The 16,658-nt window shown below is 61.3% G+C and carries 10 protein-coding genes; 6 read left to right on the top strand and 4 right to left on the bottom strand.

The window, feature by feature from the left end; genetic code table 11:
- Positions 1–27 precede the first annotated feature (27 nt).
- Positions 28–633 (bottom strand): phasin family protein, encoded by a 606-nt coding sequence (locus GTP27_RS04605; protein ID WP_161037992.1) that lies wholly within the window; start codon positions 631–633, stop codon positions 28–30.
- 175 nt (positions 634–808) lie between these two features.
- On the opposite strand from GTP27_RS04605, the gene GTP27_RS04600 reads away from it, so the two are divergent.
- The 4 genes from GTP27_RS04600 (at position 809) to GTP27_RS04585 (ending at position 4,772) form a co-directional block, all read left to right on the top strand.
- Complete coding sequence (locus tag GTP27_RS04600) at positions 809–1,057, top strand: DUF2164 domain-containing protein (RefSeq protein ID WP_161037991.1); 249 nt, start codon at positions 809–811, stop codon at positions 1,055–1,057.
- A gap of 12 nt (positions 1,058–1,069) precedes the next feature.
- Positions 1,070–2,356 carry an amidohydrolase family protein gene (locus tag GTP27_RS04595; protein ID WP_161037990.1) on the top strand — a complete coding sequence of 429 codons (1,287 nt, stop codon included), beginning with the start codon at positions 1,070–1,072 and terminating at the stop codon, positions 2,354–2,356.
- A gap of 144 nt (positions 2,357–2,500) precedes the next feature.
- The gene (locus tag GTP27_RS04590) at positions 2,501–3,019 is read left to right on the top strand and encodes a GNAT family N-acetyltransferase (RefSeq protein WP_161037989.1); all 519 of its coding nucleotides are present in this window, start codon (positions 2,501–2,503) and stop codon (positions 3,017–3,019) included.
- 130 nt (positions 3,020–3,149) lie between these two features.
- On the top strand, positions 3,150–4,772 hold the full coding sequence (locus tag GTP27_RS04585) for a methyl-accepting chemotaxis protein (RefSeq protein ID WP_161037988.1): 1,623 nt from the start codon (positions 3,150–3,152) through the stop codon (positions 4,770–4,772).
- A 24-nt stretch (positions 4,773–4,796) separates the two neighbouring features.
- Here the strand turns inward: GTP27_RS04585 and GTP27_RS04580 are convergent, their stop codons facing one another.
- Both GTP27_RS04580 and GTP27_RS04575 read right to left on the bottom strand, forming a co-directional pair.
- The gene (locus tag GTP27_RS04580; protein WP_229633381.1) at positions 4,797–8,183 is read right to left on the bottom strand and encodes an alpha/beta hydrolase-fold protein; all 3,387 of its coding nucleotides are present in this window, start codon (positions 8,181–8,183) and stop codon (positions 4,797–4,799) included.
- Entirely contained in the window at positions 8,180–10,060 is a 1,881-nt protein-coding gene (locus tag GTP27_RS04575; RefSeq protein WP_161037987.1) for a glycoside hydrolase family 13 protein, read from the bottom strand. The genes GTP27_RS04580 and GTP27_RS04575 overlap by 4 nt, the downstream gene beginning before the upstream one ends.
- 531 nt (positions 10,061–10,591) lie before the next feature.
- On the opposite strand from GTP27_RS04575, the gene GTP27_RS04570 reads away from it, so the two are divergent.
- Together GTP27_RS04570 and GTP27_RS04565 are read left to right on the top strand one after the other, a co-directional pair.
- A complete protein-coding gene (locus GTP27_RS04570) occupies positions 10,592–13,441 on the top strand; it encodes a TonB-dependent receptor (RefSeq protein ID WP_161037986.1) in 2,850 nt (949 codons plus the stop codon).
- Between the two features lie 93 nt (positions 13,442–13,534).
- Positions 13,535–15,046 (top strand): tryptophan halogenase family protein, encoded by a 1,512-nt coding sequence (locus GTP27_RS04565; protein WP_161037985.1) that lies wholly within the window; start codon positions 13,535–13,537, stop codon positions 15,044–15,046.
- 58 nt (positions 15,047–15,104) lie between these two features.
- Here GTP27_RS04565 and GTP27_RS04560 read toward each other — a convergent pair whose 3' ends face one another.
- The gene (locus GTP27_RS04560; RefSeq protein WP_161037984.1) at positions 15,105–16,616 is read right to left on the bottom strand and encodes a tryptophan halogenase family protein; all 1,512 of its coding nucleotides are present in this window, start codon (positions 16,614–16,616) and stop codon (positions 15,105–15,107) included.
- Between the last annotated feature and the right edge of the window lie 42 nt (positions 16,617–16,658).

Raw genomic sequence — 16,658 nt, 5'->3', positions numbered from 1 at the left:
AATGCCTGCATCACCTCCCGGCAGGCGTTATTTTTTGGCTTTGCTGGCTGGCTTGGCTTTCGGGGCGGCTTTGGCAGCGGGCAGCTCCTTCACTTCCACCACTTCCGCTTCGATCAGCTGGGCCTGTGCTGGTGCGGGGCTGACGATTTCCACCGCCACGGCAGCCACTTCGACGACCGGTGCCGGTTCGGCGGCTTTGGCGGGGGCTTTAGCCACAGCCGGCTTGGCGACGGCAGCCAGTTTTGCTGCGGCGATTGTTGCCGGCGCTACTTGCGGTGCAACTGCGGCACTGAATGGCGTCAGTTTCTGCAGGGTGTCTTTGGCGCTTTGCAGCAGTTCGGTCTGGGCGCTGGCAGCGATACCGTACAGTGCGCGGCCATAGTCGAACAGCTGGTCGAAATTCGCCGTGTCGGCCTGATTGAGCTGGAACAGTTCCTGCGGGCCGCGTGCTTCCAGCAGCTTTTTGGCCGCAGCCGAGCCTTGTACGACGCTGGCGCGGGTGGTGTTGAGGTTGAGCGCAAACAATTTTTCGGCACTGGCGACCGCGCTGCTGGCCAGTGTATTGAGCAGGACGATCTGGTTTTCAAGCTGGCTGCGGGTGGCTGCGGAAAACTGTTCGGTGATCGAAGACATGGTTTCTCCTGGACGATTAGAATGTCGGCATGGTTGCGTCTGGCCGATACATTTGGTGCGATGCAATAATTTGATTCTAGCCTTGAATATTAGGCTTGAAAAGCATTTTCGTATGACATCGTCGATGAATTACTGCGGCGCAATAATTTTTATGTTTAGATGAAAGGACGCCAACATGGCGATCAAGCTGGACAAGGATGTGGAGCAGCGCCTGATCGGCTCTATCCAGCGCTATTGCGCCGAGCATCTGGATGAAGAAGTGGGCGATCTGAAAGCGCGTCTGCTGCTGGACTTCTGTTTGCGCGAAATCGGTCCCTCTGTCTACAATCAGGCCATCGTCGATGCGCAGGCCGCCATGCAGGAGCGGATAGCCGAACTGCAGACCGAGTGCTACGAGACGGAATTCTCTTACTGGAAGAAATAGGCGGGAGCGCACATGGATGTGACGGTCGATACAGTAATCCGCAATGCCAGTCTGGCCGATGGCCAGCGCGGGGTGGATGTGGCCATTGCGGGCGGACGCATTACGGCGCTAGGCCCCGCCCTGGCGCTGCGCGGGGCACAGGAAATCGATGCGCAGGGCGATCTGCTGAGCGCGCCGTTTGTCGATGCCCACTTCCATATGGACGCCACGCTCAGCTACGGCCTGCCCCGGGTAAATGCGTCCGGCATGCTGCTGGAAGGCATCGCGCTGTGGGCCGAGCTCAAGCCGCAACTGACCCAGCAGGCGCTGATCGAGCGCGCCCTGCAGTATTGCGACTGGGCCGTGGCGCGCGGCCTGCTGGCCATCCGTTCCCACGTCGATATATGCGACGACCGCCTGCTGGCGGTGGAAGCGCTACTGGAAGTGCGCAGACAGGTGGCGCCCTATCTCGATCTGCAACTGGTGGCCTTCCCCCAGGACGGCGTGCTGCGCAGTCCGACGGCGCTGGCCAATCTGCGCCGCGCGCTCGCTATGGGGGTGGAGGTGGTGGGCGGCATTCCGCACTTCGAACGCACCATGGCCGATGGCGCCGCTTCGGTCAAACTGCTGTGCGAACTGGCCGCCGAGCGGGGCCTGATGGTGGATATGCACTGCGACGAATCGGATGATCCGCTGTCGCGCCACATCGAAACGCTGGCCTACGAAACCCAGCGCCTCGGCTTGCAGGGCAGGGTGGCCGGCTCGCATCTGACCTCCATGCATTCGATGGACAACTATTACGTCAGCAAGCTGCTGCCGCTGATACGCGAAGCCGGTGTGGCGGCGATCGCCAATCCGCTCATCAACATCACCCTGCAGGGGCGGCACGACAGCTACCCGAAACGGCGCGGCATGACGCGCGTGCCGGAACTGCTGGCCGCTGGCGTGGAGGTGGCGTTCGGCCACGACTGCGTGCAGGATCCGTGGTACAGCCTGGGCTCGGGCGATATGCTGGAAGTGGCGCACATGGGCCTGCATGTGGCGCAGATGACGGGACAGGACGCCATGCGTGCCTGCTATCAGGCGGTGACCAGCAATCCGGCCCGCATCCTCGGCCTGCAGGGCTATGGCGTGGCAGTCGGACACCATGCCGATCTGGTGCTGCTCGATGCGCCCGATCCGGTAGCCGCCATCCGTCTGCGCGCCGCGCGCCGCATGGTGATGCGGCGCGGTAAAGTGGTGGCCGAGGCACCGCGGGCCGTGAGTCGCTTGCATCTTGCTGGCCGCCCCGGACAGGTAGATTTCCGCTTGCAGCGCTAGAAGCCACAGTACGGCAAGGCTCGCTGGACTTGCCGTATGAAATCCCCGACAATCAGGATGTCCTTTCTGTTGCGCTCTGGCAAAGTGCCCTGCTAGTCTGCACTGCTGCGCATAGTCCTGTTTTTTCTGAGGTTAGTTTCTGGTATGAAGATACTGAGCACTGAACGTTTGCACCTGCGCACCATGAATCCGGACGACGCCGCGTTCTATTTCGAACTGGTCAACGATCCGACCTGGCTGGAAAATATCGGCGACAAGGGGGTGCGCAGCGTGGAAGGTGCGCGCAGCGCCATCCTGGAAGGGCCCATGGCCATGCAGGCCCAGCACGGCCATTCGCTGTATGTGATGGAGCGCCGGAGCGATGGTCAGCCGCTCGGTTTGTGCGGCCTGATCAAGCGCGATACGCTGCCGGAAGTGGATATCGGCTATGCCATCCGGCCCGCCTATTTCGGTCAGGGTTATACCTATGAAGCGGCGGCTGCAGTGCTGGCCTATGCCCGCGAACAGCTGCAACTGCCTGCGCTGATGGGCATTACGAAACCCAGCAATGTTAATTCCATCCGTCTGCTGGAAAAGCTGGGCCTGCGCTACATCGGCAGCGAATTATTCCCGCCGAATACGGTCGCCACCAATAAATACCGGATCGCCTTCGCGTCTGCATAGACCGGGATAGATAACTATCAAATTAAAAGTGTTGCAAGAAAACTCAGTTTGTTAAATTTCCCGCTGATTGTGTTGGTATTTCCATGCAAGGCGGGCATGATGGTTCCGGATTGTTGCCAAGGGGGAAGTCATGAATTTGTCGAATCTGAAGATAGGTATCAGGCTGCGCTTACTCGGGGTATTCTTTTTTATCGCTTTATCGATCGTGGCGACGGGGGGCTGGCGTGCCCTCCACGACACCAACGAGATCAGTGCACAGGCCATGGCACGCTCCGTTGCGCTGAGTCAGGCCATCGACGCGGCCCGTGCCGCGCAGGTGGAATTCAAGATACAGGTGCAGGAATGGAAGAACATTCTGATCCGTGGCAATGACCCTGCCGCCCTGCAGAAATACAGCGAAGCTTTTGTCAAAGGCGGGGAGCAGACCCGTGCCAAGCTCAAGCAGCTCGATGAGCTGCTGAAAAAGCTGGAACTCGGTACGCCGCTGGTGGAAGAGGCCCTCCGCACCCAGAATGAGCTGGTGAGCAAATATCTGAACGCACTCAAGCAGTACGACGGCGCCAATCCGGACAGCGTGCATATCGTGGACGGGCTGGTGAAAGGCATGGACCGCGAGCCGACCAAGAAGATCGACGATATCGTCGCCTACATCGGCAAGGAATCACAGCGCCTCACGGAAGAAATGGCCGTGGCCAACAAGGCCGCGCACGACAAGGCCGTGCTGGCCATGGGCATCACGCTGGCCGTGACGCTGGTGGTGGGCTGGGTAACCGTGGTGGCGCTGATCCGCAGCATCACCCGTCCGCTCAGCGAAGCCGTCGATATGGCGCAGACGGTGGCCGCCGGTGATCTGCGCACCGAAGTGCAGGTGAACAGCAGCGATGAGATAGGCGAGTTGCTGGGCGCACTCAAGCAGATGCAGAACAATCTGAGCGACATCGTCGGCAAGGTGCGCGACGGTACGGACAGCATCCATCTGGCCTCGTCGGAAATCGCCCAGGGCAATCTCGATCTGTCGGGGCGCACCGAAGAGCAGGCCAGTTCGCTGGAAGAAACCGCTGCGGCCATGGTGCAACTGACCACTACCGTGCAGCAGAATAATGCCAATGCCACGGAAGCCTGCCGGCTGGCCGATGCCGCATCAAGCGTCGCCGCCAAAGGCGGGAATGCGGTGGAGCAGATGGTGCGCACCATGGGCTCGATCAACGAATCATCGCGCAAGATAGTCGACATCATTTCGGTGATCGACGGTATCGCCTTCCAGACCAATATACTGGCGCTGAACGCGGCAGTCGAAGCGGCGCGGGCTGGTGAGCAGGGGCGTGGCTTCGCGGTGGTGGCATCCGAGGTGCGCAATCTGGCCCAGCGTTCGGCAGCGGCGGCCAAGGAGATCAAGGAACTGATAGGCGATTCGGTCGAGCGGGTGGAAGCAGGCAGCCGGCTGGTGGGCGAGGCTGGGGCGACCATGGATGAAGTGGTGGCCAGCGTACAGCGGGTTACCGCCATCATCAGTGAAATCAGCGTGGCCAGTGCCGAGCAGCGCGATGGCATAGAGCAGATCAGCATCGCCATCAGCCAGATGGATAGCGTGACCCAGCAGAACTCGGCGCTGGTGGAAGAATCGGCGGCAGCAGCGGAGGCGCTGGAGCAGCAGGCGGCAAGGCTGACGGATGCGGTCAGTGTCTTCAAGCTGCAGGGCGGCGCCAGACTGGCGGCTGCGCCTCAGCGGCAATTGCTGGCGGCACCGGCCTGAGTCCATCAGGCCGGCGCGGCAGGCTTACTGCTGCGGTGCGGCGAACAGCCAGCGCATAGGCCGCTCCACCCGCGCCGCCCACGAGCGCTCGTTGTGAATGGCTGCATCGGCGGCATAGAACTCGAGCTCCGTATTGGCGCGATAGCCCTGTGCCAGCAAGGCGTCGCGCATTTTTTCGGTCTGTTCCAGTCCGTCGCCGGAGGTGCCGGCATCCAGATAGAATCGCACCGGCACGCGGGCAGGCAGCTGGCGGATCAGCGCCTGCTGATTCCACCAGAACGAGCCGGAAAGGCTGGCAGCCATTGCAAACACGTCGGGGCGCCGCTGCGCCATATACACCGAGGCAATCCCGCCCAGCGACGAACCCATGATGGCCGTGTGCTCGCGTTCGGGGCGGCTGCGCAGGTGAGCGTCCACCCATGGCTTGACGGTATCGGTGACGAAAGCCAGATAGGCGTCGAGCTTGCCGCCGCCATACTGCGGATCGCAGCAGGGCGTGTATTCGGCGATGCGGTCCGGCGTATTGTCGATGCCGACGATGATTACGGGAGTAATCGCGCCGCTGGCGATCAGGCGGTCGGCTACGCTGGCCATTTCCCACGCTGCGCCATAGGCGGCGCTGGCCGGATCGAACAGGTTCTGGCCATCGTGCATGTACAGCACGGGGTAGCGCTGTGCCGTATCGCGCTCGTAGCCGGGTGGCAGATAGATGCGCAGCTGGCGCTGGTTGCCCAGCTGGGGCGAGGCCAGCGGCGCAGTGATCTGCACGCTGCCCTGTGGCGGCAACGGCGGTAATGCGCCCGGCGCCGTTGCGGCGGCGGGCGCCCTGCTGGCCCGCTGGTCCGCAACTGCGGCGGCCAGTGGCAGCAGACGCAGGCCATACAGATCGAAACGGTTGGACGGGCCTTTGAGGCCGCCGGCATCACCGTAGCTGCTGTTACTTTGCAGGTAGCTCATGTTGTAGAAATCGGCCAGCTGCATACGGTAGCTGCCGGCCTGCAGCTGCGCCACCAGCGGCGTTGACCAGCCCACGGTGGCGTTATGCGGCAGCTGCACCACGCCTTGCGCGACGATGTGGCCGGCCTCGTCGCTCAGCGTCATCCATTTGACGCCGCCGCTGATGCCCAGATTGATTTCGTGTGCAGCGTTGCGGTATTTGAGCTGCACGGCGTAGCGGCCGGCCCGTTCGACGCGCAACTGGCTGACGCTCAGGGTATCGCTGCTGGCGCCCCAGCCGGCGATGCGGCCCTGCTGCGCGACGATGCTGGACTGGACACGCGCATCGTCGGCAGCGATTTCCAGCCCCGGGTTCAGGCACACCGGCGCCGTGTGGTGGCTGCGGTGGCCGCTGGCCTGATGTACGGCTTCCATGCTGTAGCACAGATTGTCGGCGCTGCCTTTACCGAGCAGCGGGGCGCGGCGGTCGGCCCAGCTGCTGCTGGTGAGGCCCTGCACGGCCAGCCGGCCATTGCGGTAGACGTTGTAGCGCAGGCCCGCGGGCGGTGCGCTGAAGGTCAGCGTAGGGAAACCGAAACTGCCCTTCGCTAGCGCCGGCTGCTGCGGTTCGGCAGGTGCCGTGACGCTGCTGTCCTGCGCCAGTGGCGCCGCACTGACGCGCTGTATCTGCTGCTGGCCCGGCTGCAGGGCGCCCAGCGTGATGACGATCTGGTTATCGGTGCCCAGCGCCGCCCAGTCTATGCTGGCGCTGGCCGGCTGGCCGTTCAGGCGGATGCTGGCAATGCTGTAATAGCCTTCGCTCTGGCTGGCCGCCGGCAGGCGCAAGGTGACCTGCAGCTGCTTGCCGCGCAGGTTCAGGTGTTGCAGCGTGATGCTGTCGCTGCCGGCAAAGTTCTCGCGGCGCAGGCGCGCCGTGATGAAGGGCTGCAGGGCGATGCCCTGCTCGGTGGTCTGCACGCCGAACACGCTGCCAACCACCATGCCCAGATAGGCGCCCACCGACCATAGCTGGCGGCGCGAATTGATCACCGGCCCGCTCAGATCGCGGCTGCCGCGCTGGTCCTTGAGCATGGGCAGGCCGCTCAGCCACTCCATGTTTTCCATATTCGACAGATTGGTGGCGGCGCCCCGCATCAGGGTCTGGTAGGCGGCATCGGCCACCGCCGTATTGCCTGCCATGGCGGCAGCTTTCAGACCGAAGGCGGTGACGAAAGGCCAGATGGCGCGGTTGTGATAGATCGCCGTATCCGGCTGCTGCGGATAGATCACGGGCGCGCCCATGGGGCCGTGCGGATAGTGCGCCAGTATGCTGGCTGCCTGGCGGGCATCGGCAATGCCGGTGATGATGGCCAGCGACTGGCCCAGCCAGTCGTATTTGTAGAGCGGAGCGCCATCGAAATGGCCGGCGCTCAGGCTGCTGTACATGCCGCGATCGGCCTGCCACAGATGCTGGTTGATGGCACGCTTCAGATCTTCGGCCCAGCCGGCATAGCGCTGCGCCAGTTCCGGCTGCTGCTGTTCGCGCGCCAGCTGTGCCGCCAGCGTCAGCGCCTTGTAGTGGGCGGCATTGGTGGACAGGGCTTTGCTGCTGGCCATGCTGGACAGATCGCTGGTGATCCATGCTGCATAGCTCTGTTCGCGCCAGTCGAGGAAGGACTGTTCGCCCGTGTACAGGCCGTCGCTGCTGTCGTAGGCGGCCAGACGGTCGTTCTCCAGCGTGTTGGAGAGGGCGCGCAAAGCGGTGGCAGCAAAGGCGCGGCGCTCGTCCGGCGCCAGCGTCTTGAGGGCTTCGTCCGCACCGAAGGCCCAGCTGACGCGGTCTGTGCTGACCGGCCAGCTGCCGCCGCTGCCGGTATCCTGAATAATCTGCAGACCATCGCTGCTGCCGGCCACGTGGCTGCCGGGGGTGACGCCGCTGCGGTAGCCGGACAGTTTGAATTCGAGCGAGTTGCGCACGCGGCGCGGATCCAGCATGCCCAGTCCCAGCGCAGCCGCATACGACAGGTCGCGGGTCCAGACATAGTGCCAGTACTCGCCCGTTTCGAAGCAGTTGCAGCTGATAGGCTGGCCGCCGTTATAGCTGCCGTCGCGGATCTGGCTGACGGAATTCTGTCCCATTTCCAGACCGGCCAGCGTGAACAGCGCATCAAAGCCGCTGTTGCCGCTGCGCACTACCGGCTGGCCCATGACTTCGCTGTAGCTGATTTCCTGTTCGCCCACGCGCACCGGCATGCTGCTGCGCTGGGTGTAGCGGCGCAGGCCATGTTCTAGCTGGGTGACGCTGTACTGTACCGTGTAGGGGGCACCCGCCGCTACCGGATAGCTGACGCTGAGCGGGCTGGCGTCTGCGCTGACGGCGCTTGCCTGGGCGGATATTGCCGGTACTGGGGCAAGCGCCAGCAGGCCCATGGCGGCCAGTACGCTGGCGGAGAGTACGTGCGGGGTGGTCTTCAAGGTGCTATCTCCAGTATGAGTGCCGAACGGGCCGGCAGGGTTATCTGTTCGCCTAATGCTATGCGCTGACCGCTGATGACGTCGGTACCGCTGTGCGCACCTTGCAGCATTTCCTGAAAGCGTGCGGTGTTCAGCACGGTGTCTTTGCGGTTTTTGTTGAGTACCACCATCACTTTATGCTGCTCGTCGTAGCGGAAATAGACATAGGTATTCTGCTCGGGACCGAAGTGCATGGTACGGCCGTGGTGGATGACGGTGGCATGCTTGCGCCAGTTGAGCAGTTTTTTCAGGTAGTCCTGTGCGGCCCGTTGCTGCGGCGTCAGGCCGGCACCGCTGTAGGCGTTGATCGCATCGCCCTCCCAGCCGCCGGGAAAATCACGCCGGTAGGACGCATCGTCGCGGTTTCCGGTGGAGCTGGGCAGCTGGATTTCCGTGCCAGCATAGAACTGCGGTATGCGCGGCGCCGTTGCGACGAAGGCCAGCGCCATGCGGTAAAGCGCATCGTCTTCACCGAGTTCGCTGAACAGGCGCGACATATCGTGGTTGCCTTCGAATAGCACCAGATTACCGGCATCGGCATACAGATGGTCTTGCGACAGCGCTTCGTACAGGCTGGTCAGGCTGTAGTCGCTGCCGTCCGGGGCGGCGAGCGCACGGCGCAGCACGTCGGCCAGCGGGAAGTCCATCATGCTCGGCATGTGCGAGACATAGCCATTGGCGTTGCGTTTGCCGCGCTGCCAGTGCGCCACCACGGGTATGTGCGTGCTCCATTCTTCGCCCACCAGATTCAGGCGCGGGTATTCGGCCATCACGGCGCCCGACCAGCGGCTCAGGAAATCCGTGTTGGAATAGCTGTAGGTATCGACCCGCAGGCCGGACAGGCCGGCGTACTCTATCCACCAGAGTGTGTTCTGGATCAGGTAGCGCGCCACATGAGGATTGGCCTGGTTCAGATCCGGCATGCTTTCGACAAACCAGCCTTCGGTGAAGTTGCGCTTGTCCTGCTGCGAGGCATAAGGGTCCTGCACGGCCACGCGGTGATGCTCGGTGGGAACGAAGCGGCCCTGATAGCTCAGCCAGTCCGGCTCCGGCATATCCTGCATCCACCAGTGCCCGCTGCCGATGTGGTTGAGCACTACATCCTGTATCACGCCCAGCCCTTTGCTGCGGGCCAGTGCCACCATGGCGCGGTAGTCCTCGTTGCTGCCGTAGCGCGGGTCGATGCGGTAGTGATGGGTTGCTGCATAGCCGTGGTAGGAATAGGCCGGCATATTCGATTCTAGCAGCGGCGTGGGCCAGAGCTGGGTGTAACCCATGGCGGCGATGTAGTCGAGATGCTGGCTGATGCCGCGCAGGTCGCCGCCGTGGCGTCCGCCGGGGGCAGTACGCTGGGCCTGTTCGCGCATGTCGGGCGTGTTGTCGTTGGCCGGATCGCCATTGGCAAAGCGGTCGGGCATGAGCTGATAGATGGCATCGGCGCGGTTAAAGCCCTGCCGCTGGGCCGAGCCCGCAGCGCGCGCCTGTAGCGGATAGCGGTAGTGCAGCACGGTCGCCGCACGGCTAGCCTGCGCACTGCGCGCCACAAAGTTCAGATCGAGCTGGCCGGCCCGGGCCCCGGCGCCGATGCGCAGGTTGATGAACAGGTAGTTGGGGTTGGCCACCCGCTCCACCGAGGTAATCGTCACGCCGGGGTAATGCAGGGTGGGCGTCAGCTCGCCGATCTGCGGGCCGTGCACCAGTAGCTGCAGGGTGCGCTCATGCATGCCGGTCCACCAGCTGGGCGGTTCCAGATGATCGATGCGGTAGTCGGCGGGGGCGGCGCTGGCGCTGCCCAGCGTCAGGCTTGCGAGGGCGGCCAGCAGCAGGCGCTTGTTCATGGTGTCTCCGTTACAGGTGAGTAGTCGTACTACAGGCGTTATTTTTATTGCTTTTTAACCATTTTGCTTGTTTAGCCAATAGATTACGTCAAAAAAGTGCGCTGATCGTGGGCGAATAGAAAAGCAATTTTAGTCAAAATACAAAGTTTGCACGTTTTTTGTCTTCATGCCATCCCGGCGCCAGATGTTTAGTGCAAATTCCGCGGACGGGACTTGAAAAATTCTTGCAGAAAAAAGTGGTCTTGGTTGGAAATCTGTAGTTCCACTACATGATCTTTGTACTGTTCCTGTAGCCGAAATACAACGAGTCACCCTTGTTCGCTGGGGAAACCCGCTTGTAAGCGTGTTGTCAAGCGTAGTTGCCCGTGCTTTTGTTTGACACAGAATCTAGTTTTAGTACAAAATTCTTTCCAGAACGTCTTAAGAACGTTGTTTTTCCTTGGATCCCGTGTAGTTTGAGACGCCCCGGCTTGCGGTGCGGCTGATGTTTGCGGGAATTAACTTTTGTGTCGTGTGTTGAGGGGACATTAAATGAGTATTTTCGCGAATAAGCGCCGTCAAAGCGCTGCGTTCCAACTGAATCCGGTGGCAGCTGGCTGCGCTGTATTCCTGTCTATGATGGCGAGCAACGTCTACGCGCAAGAAGCTGCGCAAGGCGAAGCTGCCCAGGCCGCAGACGTAACGGCCGCTCCAGCCGACGCCAAATCGGCGGACGTACAGACCGTGGTCGTATCCGGTATCCGTCGCGGTATCGAAGCAGCGATCTCGATCAAGAAGAATTCCACCTCCATCGTTGAAGCCATCTCCGCGGAAGACATCGGCAAGCTGCCTGATTCCAGCGTGGCCGAATCGATCGCCCGCCTGCCAGGCGTGACCGCCCAGCGTAACCGCGGTTCGGGCAAAGCTGCCGACATCAGCGTGCGCGGTCTGGCGCCTAGCTTCAACGGTACGCTGGTCAATGGCCGCGAAATGGCTTCGACCGGCAATGCCCGTAGCCCTGAATTCGATCTGTTCCCGGCTGAACTGATCGGCAGCGCCATGATCTACAAGACCCCGGACGCGACCGTGATCGGTCAGGGTCTGGCATCGACCATCGACCTGCGCACTGTGCAGCCGCTGGACTTCCCGGGCCGCGTGCTGGCTGCCGGCGCCCGTAACGAGCGCACCGGCGTGCGTTCCGGTTCGCCAGAGGGCGACGGCAAGCGCTACACCTTCAGCTACGTTGACCAGTTCGCCAACCGTACCATCGGTGTGGCACTGGGTGTCACCAGCTACAAAGAAAACGGCGGCGGCCAGCAGAAATTCGAAGGCGGCGGCACCGACACCGTGATGTACAACGGCCAGAAAGTGATCGTGCCAGCCGGTTTCAAAGCTGACACCGAAACCTCCAAAGACAACCGCGATGGCGTTTCCGCCATGCTGCAATACCGTCCTAACAAAGACTTCAAGACTTCGGTCGATCTGTTCTATTCGGCTGGTAGCAACAGCCTGAAGAAAACCGGTCTGGAAGGTTCGATCGGCGGTTCGTGGGGTGGTTATGACCCGGTTGGTACGCTGAGCAACGCCACCATCCAGAATGGCGTGGCCACTGCCGGTACCTTCAGCAACTTCAAGGGCGACGTACGTAACCACAAAGAATCGGCTGATGACAAGCTGACCGCTATCGGCTGGAACACCCAGTGGAAGATGGCCGACTGGACCATGACCAGCGACCTGTCGCACTCGAAAGCTACCAAAAACGCCTCGCGTTACGAAACCACTTCCGGTCAGGCTGGTAACGTACCCGCTTCGCAGATCGGTTCCCTGTCGTGGACCGGCTTCGACGGTTCCAACCTGTCGGCCATGAAACTGACCTCGAGCTTCGACTACTCGAACCGCTCGCAAGTATTCCTGACCGATACCGACGGCTGGGGCGGTGGCCCTAACTCGCCGCAGGCCGGTTATGTAGCACTGCCTAACGTGGACGACAAGATCGACGCGATCCGTCTGTCGGGCCGTCAGCAAGTGGAATGGGGCCCAGTGGCCGCCGTGCAGTTCGGTATGAACTACACCAAGCGTAGCAAAGTACGTTACGGCGAAGAAGGTCGTCTGGTTGTCAAAGGTAACGGCGGCTACGCTACCGCCACCGTACCGGGCAGCGATGTCGCCACTGCAGGTACCACCGGCATTCCTATCGTTTCGTTCGACCCTACCGGTACGCTGGGTTCGATCTACACCCTGGCCAAGTGGGTAGATGCCAGCGTGCTGGCGAAAGACTGGTCGGTATCGGAGAAAGTCACCACCGCTTACGCCATGGGTGATCTGGACGGTACGCTGGCTGGCCTGAACTACCGCGGTAACTTCGGTGCGCAGTTCGTGCACACCAGCCAGTCCACCACCGGTAACAAAGTGGATCTGGCAACCTGCACCGGCATCACTGCCGAAACCTGCCCATCGGCGGTTATCGCTGACGGCACTTCGTATAACGACTTCCTGCCGAGCGCTAACGTGTCGTTCGATCTGGGTCGTGAACAGCAGGTACGTTTCGGTCTGGCTAAAGTGCTGGCCCGTGCTAACCTCGACGATATGCGCGCCAGCTCGGCCTTCGGCGTGAGCAAGAACAACAACGTGCCTATCCTGACCGGTAGCGGCGGTAACGCCAAGCTGGAACCGTTCCGTGCTAAAGCAGTGGACGTATCGTACGAGAAGTACTTCGGCAACAAGGGCTACTTCAGCGCTGCTGCCTTCTACAAAAAGCTCGATACCTACATCCTGCGTGCACCACGTGCGTTCGACTTCAAAGGTCAGGTTACGGCTGCGACCCCGCTGCCAACCACCGGCCCATACGCTGGTTCGACGCTCGGCCTGTTGACCATCCCGACCAACGGCGACGGCGGCAATCTGCACGGTTACGAGTTCGCAGTCAACGTACCGTTCTCGCTGGCTACGACCTATCTGGACGGCTTCGGTGCATCGGCTAACTTCTCGAATACCGAAAGCGGCATCGAACTGCCTGCGGTCGGTTTCGCCACCCAGGGCGTAGGTAGCGTGAAGATTCCTTTGCCTGGCCTGTCGAAGCGCGTGACCAACCTGCGTCTGTACTACGAGAAAAACGGCTTCCAGGTTGCATGGGCTGCCCGCCGCCGTTCCGACTTTCTGGGCCAGATCAGCGACTATCAGGACAACGCACAGCTGACCTTCGTAAAAGGCGAGACCATCATCGACCTGCAGGCTTCGTATGAATTCCAGCAGTCGTTCCTGAAAGGTCTGTCGGTCTACGTACAGGCTAACAACTGGAACAATACGCCTTACCAGGAGTACAACGGTGTTGATTCCAACGCCATCTCGTACAAAACTGTGTTCGGCCGTACCTACCAGTTCGGTCTGACCTACAAGTTCTAACTCCCGTAGTTAGTCGGTAGTTAGTGCTAACATCAACCCCGGTTCGCCGGGGTTGTTTCGTTTCTGGAGCAGGTTTTTCGAGGAGTGAGTTGGATGCAGCAGACTGCGATTAAAAATATCGTGATCGTCGGTGGCGGTACGGCAGGCTGGATGAGCGCCACGGCGCTGGCCACCATCCTGCGCGGGCAGTACAACATCCGGCTGGTGGAGTCGGACGAAATCGGCATCGTCGGCGTGGGCGAAGCCACTATTCCGATGATCCAGCGCTTCAATCAGGTGGCCGGTATCGACGAAGCGGAGTTCATGAAAGCGACGCAGGGCAGCTACAAGCTGGGCATCGAATTCGTCAACTGGGGCAAGCTCGGTGACCGCTACATCCATGGCTTCGGCATACTGGGGCAGGACCTGTGGACCGTACGCTTTGACCAGTACTGGCAGCGTCTGCGCGCACTGGGCAAGGCGCGCGAGCTGGATGAATATTCGATTACCCGCATGGCAGCCCGCCACAATAAATTCATGCCGGCGCGGCCCGATCTTCCCAATTCGCCGCTGGCCGATATCGCCTATGCCTATCACTTCGACGCCAGCCTGTATGCGCGCTATCTGCGCGGCGTGTGCGAGCAGCGCGGCGTGCGCCGCACCGAAGGCAAGATTGCCAGCGTGGCGCTGCGGTCCGATAACGGCTTTGTCGAAGCGGTGGTGCTGGAATCGGGCGAGCGGATCGAAGGCGATCTGTTCATCGACTGCTCGGGCTTCCGCGGCCTGCTGATCGAGGAGGCGCTGAAAACCGGTTACGAGGACTGGTCGCACTGGCTGCCTTGCGACCGTGCGCTGGCGGTGCCCTGCAAATCCGCCTCCGTGCTGACGCCTTACACCCGTTCCACCGCCCACACGGCTGGCTGGCAATGGCGCATTCCGCTGCAGCACCGCACCGGCAACGGCCACGTGTATTGCAGCGCCTTTATGGACGACGCGCAGGCGCAGGACATCCTGCTGAAAAATCTGGATGGCGATGTGCTGGCTGACCCGCGCCAGATCAAGTTTACAACCGGCATGCGCAAGCAGGGCTGGAACCGCAATGTGGTGGCCATCGGTCTTTCGAGCGGATTCCTCGAGCCGCTGGAATCGACCAGCATACACCTGATCCAGTCATCGATAGCGCGCCTGCTGCAGTTCTTCCCCGACAGCGGCTTCAATCCGCTGGAAGTGGCCGAATACAACCGCCAGAGCCGCTTCGAATACGAGCGTATCCGCGACTTCGTGATCCTGCACTACAAGGCCAACCAGCGTGATGATTCCGAGTTCTGGAAGCAGTGCGCCGCCATGGCGGTGCCGGATTCGCTGCAGCACAAGATAGATCTGTTCCAGGCGCGTGGCCGCGTGGTGCGCTTCGATAACGAGCTGTTTGCCGAGACGGGCTGGCTGCAGGTGATGCATGGCCAGAATCTGACACCGCGAGGCTATGATCCGCTGGCCGATCTGCTGCCGCTAGAGGAGGCGGAGAAGTATCTGGAGAGTATACGCGAGGTGATCGCCCAGTGCGTGCAGCATATGCCGACCCACGCCGACTATATCGCGCAGCATTGCGCTGCACCGGCGAAGTAACGAGAGAATGGGGCCGAGGCAGGCGAAAGCGTTCGCTGCCTCGGCCTCGCTTACAGCTTTACATCTTCTCTGCGGCGCACTGCGCTGCAATGTATTCCTCGTGCGTCGGCATGTGCTCGACACAGCGCTGCACCACATCCTTGACGTTGTTGAGGAAGCCTTCGATTTCTTCCGGCGTGCGCTGGTCCACCAGCGGGTGGTAGCCCTTGCTGCGCAGGCCCTGACCATGCATCACCTGTATCCAGCTGGTTTCCGTAAACAGTTCGTCGCGCGATAGCAGCAGGCGGCCATTGCTCTGATACAGATCGATCCGGCGCTGCAATGAATCGGGAATCGGCATATTGCGGCAATAGTCCCAGAACGGATCACCGACGCGCTGATTGAGCTTGTAGTGCAGGATCAGGAAGTCGCGGATGCCGATGTACTCGTCATCATTGGCGCGGTTGAAGGCGTCGATATCGGCCTGCTCGAAGCCCATGTGGGGGAACATCATCAGCAGGCGGGTAATGCCGGTCTGCACCAGATGGATGCTGGTTGATTCCAGCGGCTCCATGAAGCCGCCGGCCAGACCGATGGACACCACGTTGCGGTTCCACGCCAGCTTGCGCTTGCCCGCCTTGAAGCGCAGGTGACGCGGGTGGGCCAGCGCCTTGCCATCGAGATTATTCATCAGGATGTCTTCGGCCTCGGCTTCTTCCATGAACTGGCTGCAGTACACGTGGCCATTGCCGATGCGGTGCTGCAGCGGAATGCGCCACTGCCAGCCCGCCTTGTGGGCGGTGGAGCGGGTGTAGGGCAGCAGCGGGCTGACCGAGGCACATGGCACAGCGATGGCGCGGTCGCAAGGCAGGTAGTGCGACCAGTCCTCGAAGCCGGTTTTCAGGGTTTCTTCGATCAGCAGGCCGCGGAAGCCCGAACAGTCGATAAACAGATCGCCTTCGACACGCTCGCCGCTGTGCAGTACCACCGCTTCCACATAGCCGTCGCTGGCGCGCTGTTCGACCTTGACGATGCGCCCTTCGGTGCGGATGGCGCCACGGCTTTCGCTCACGCGGCGCAGGTATTTGGCATACAGCGAAGCGTCGAAGTGGAAGGCGTGGGAAACGTCGGCCAGCGGCGAATCGCCGCTTTCGCGGTCGGCGCGCATGAACTTGAACTGACGCGCTGCGGCGGTATTGATCGAATAGTCTTCGATATTCGGCGCTTTGCCTTCCTGGTACATCTTCAGCCAGTAGTGGTAGAAGCGGGCCAGCATCTGGTCGCGGCCGATAACGCCGAAACCGTGCAGATAGGAGTCGCCCTGCTTGCCCCAGTTGACGAACTCGATGCCGAGTTTGAAAGTGCCTTGCGTGTTGCGCAGGAATTCGTTTTCGTCGATGCCGATCAGGTCATTGAACCCGCGGATGACAGGAATGGTGGCTTCGCCCACGCCGATGGTGGAGATTTCATCGGATTCGATCAGGCGGATTTGGCAACCGTTGGAGATTAATGTGGACATCGCGGCGGCGGTCATCCAGCCCGATGTGCCGCCACCGACGATGACGACTTTTTTGACCAGTCCCAGACTCATTTTTACTCCGTTAATTCCAGTGTGTTAGCTGATGAAGCACCC

This window comes from Duganella qianjiadongensis (genome assembly GCF_009857915.1).
Taxonomy (GTDB): domain Bacteria; phylum Pseudomonadota; class Gammaproteobacteria; order Burkholderiales; family Burkholderiaceae_D; genus Rugamonas; species Rugamonas qianjiadongensis.
The sequence above is the reverse complement of the archived record's forward strand: the minus strand, read 5'-3'. Positions and strand labels throughout refer to the sequence as shown.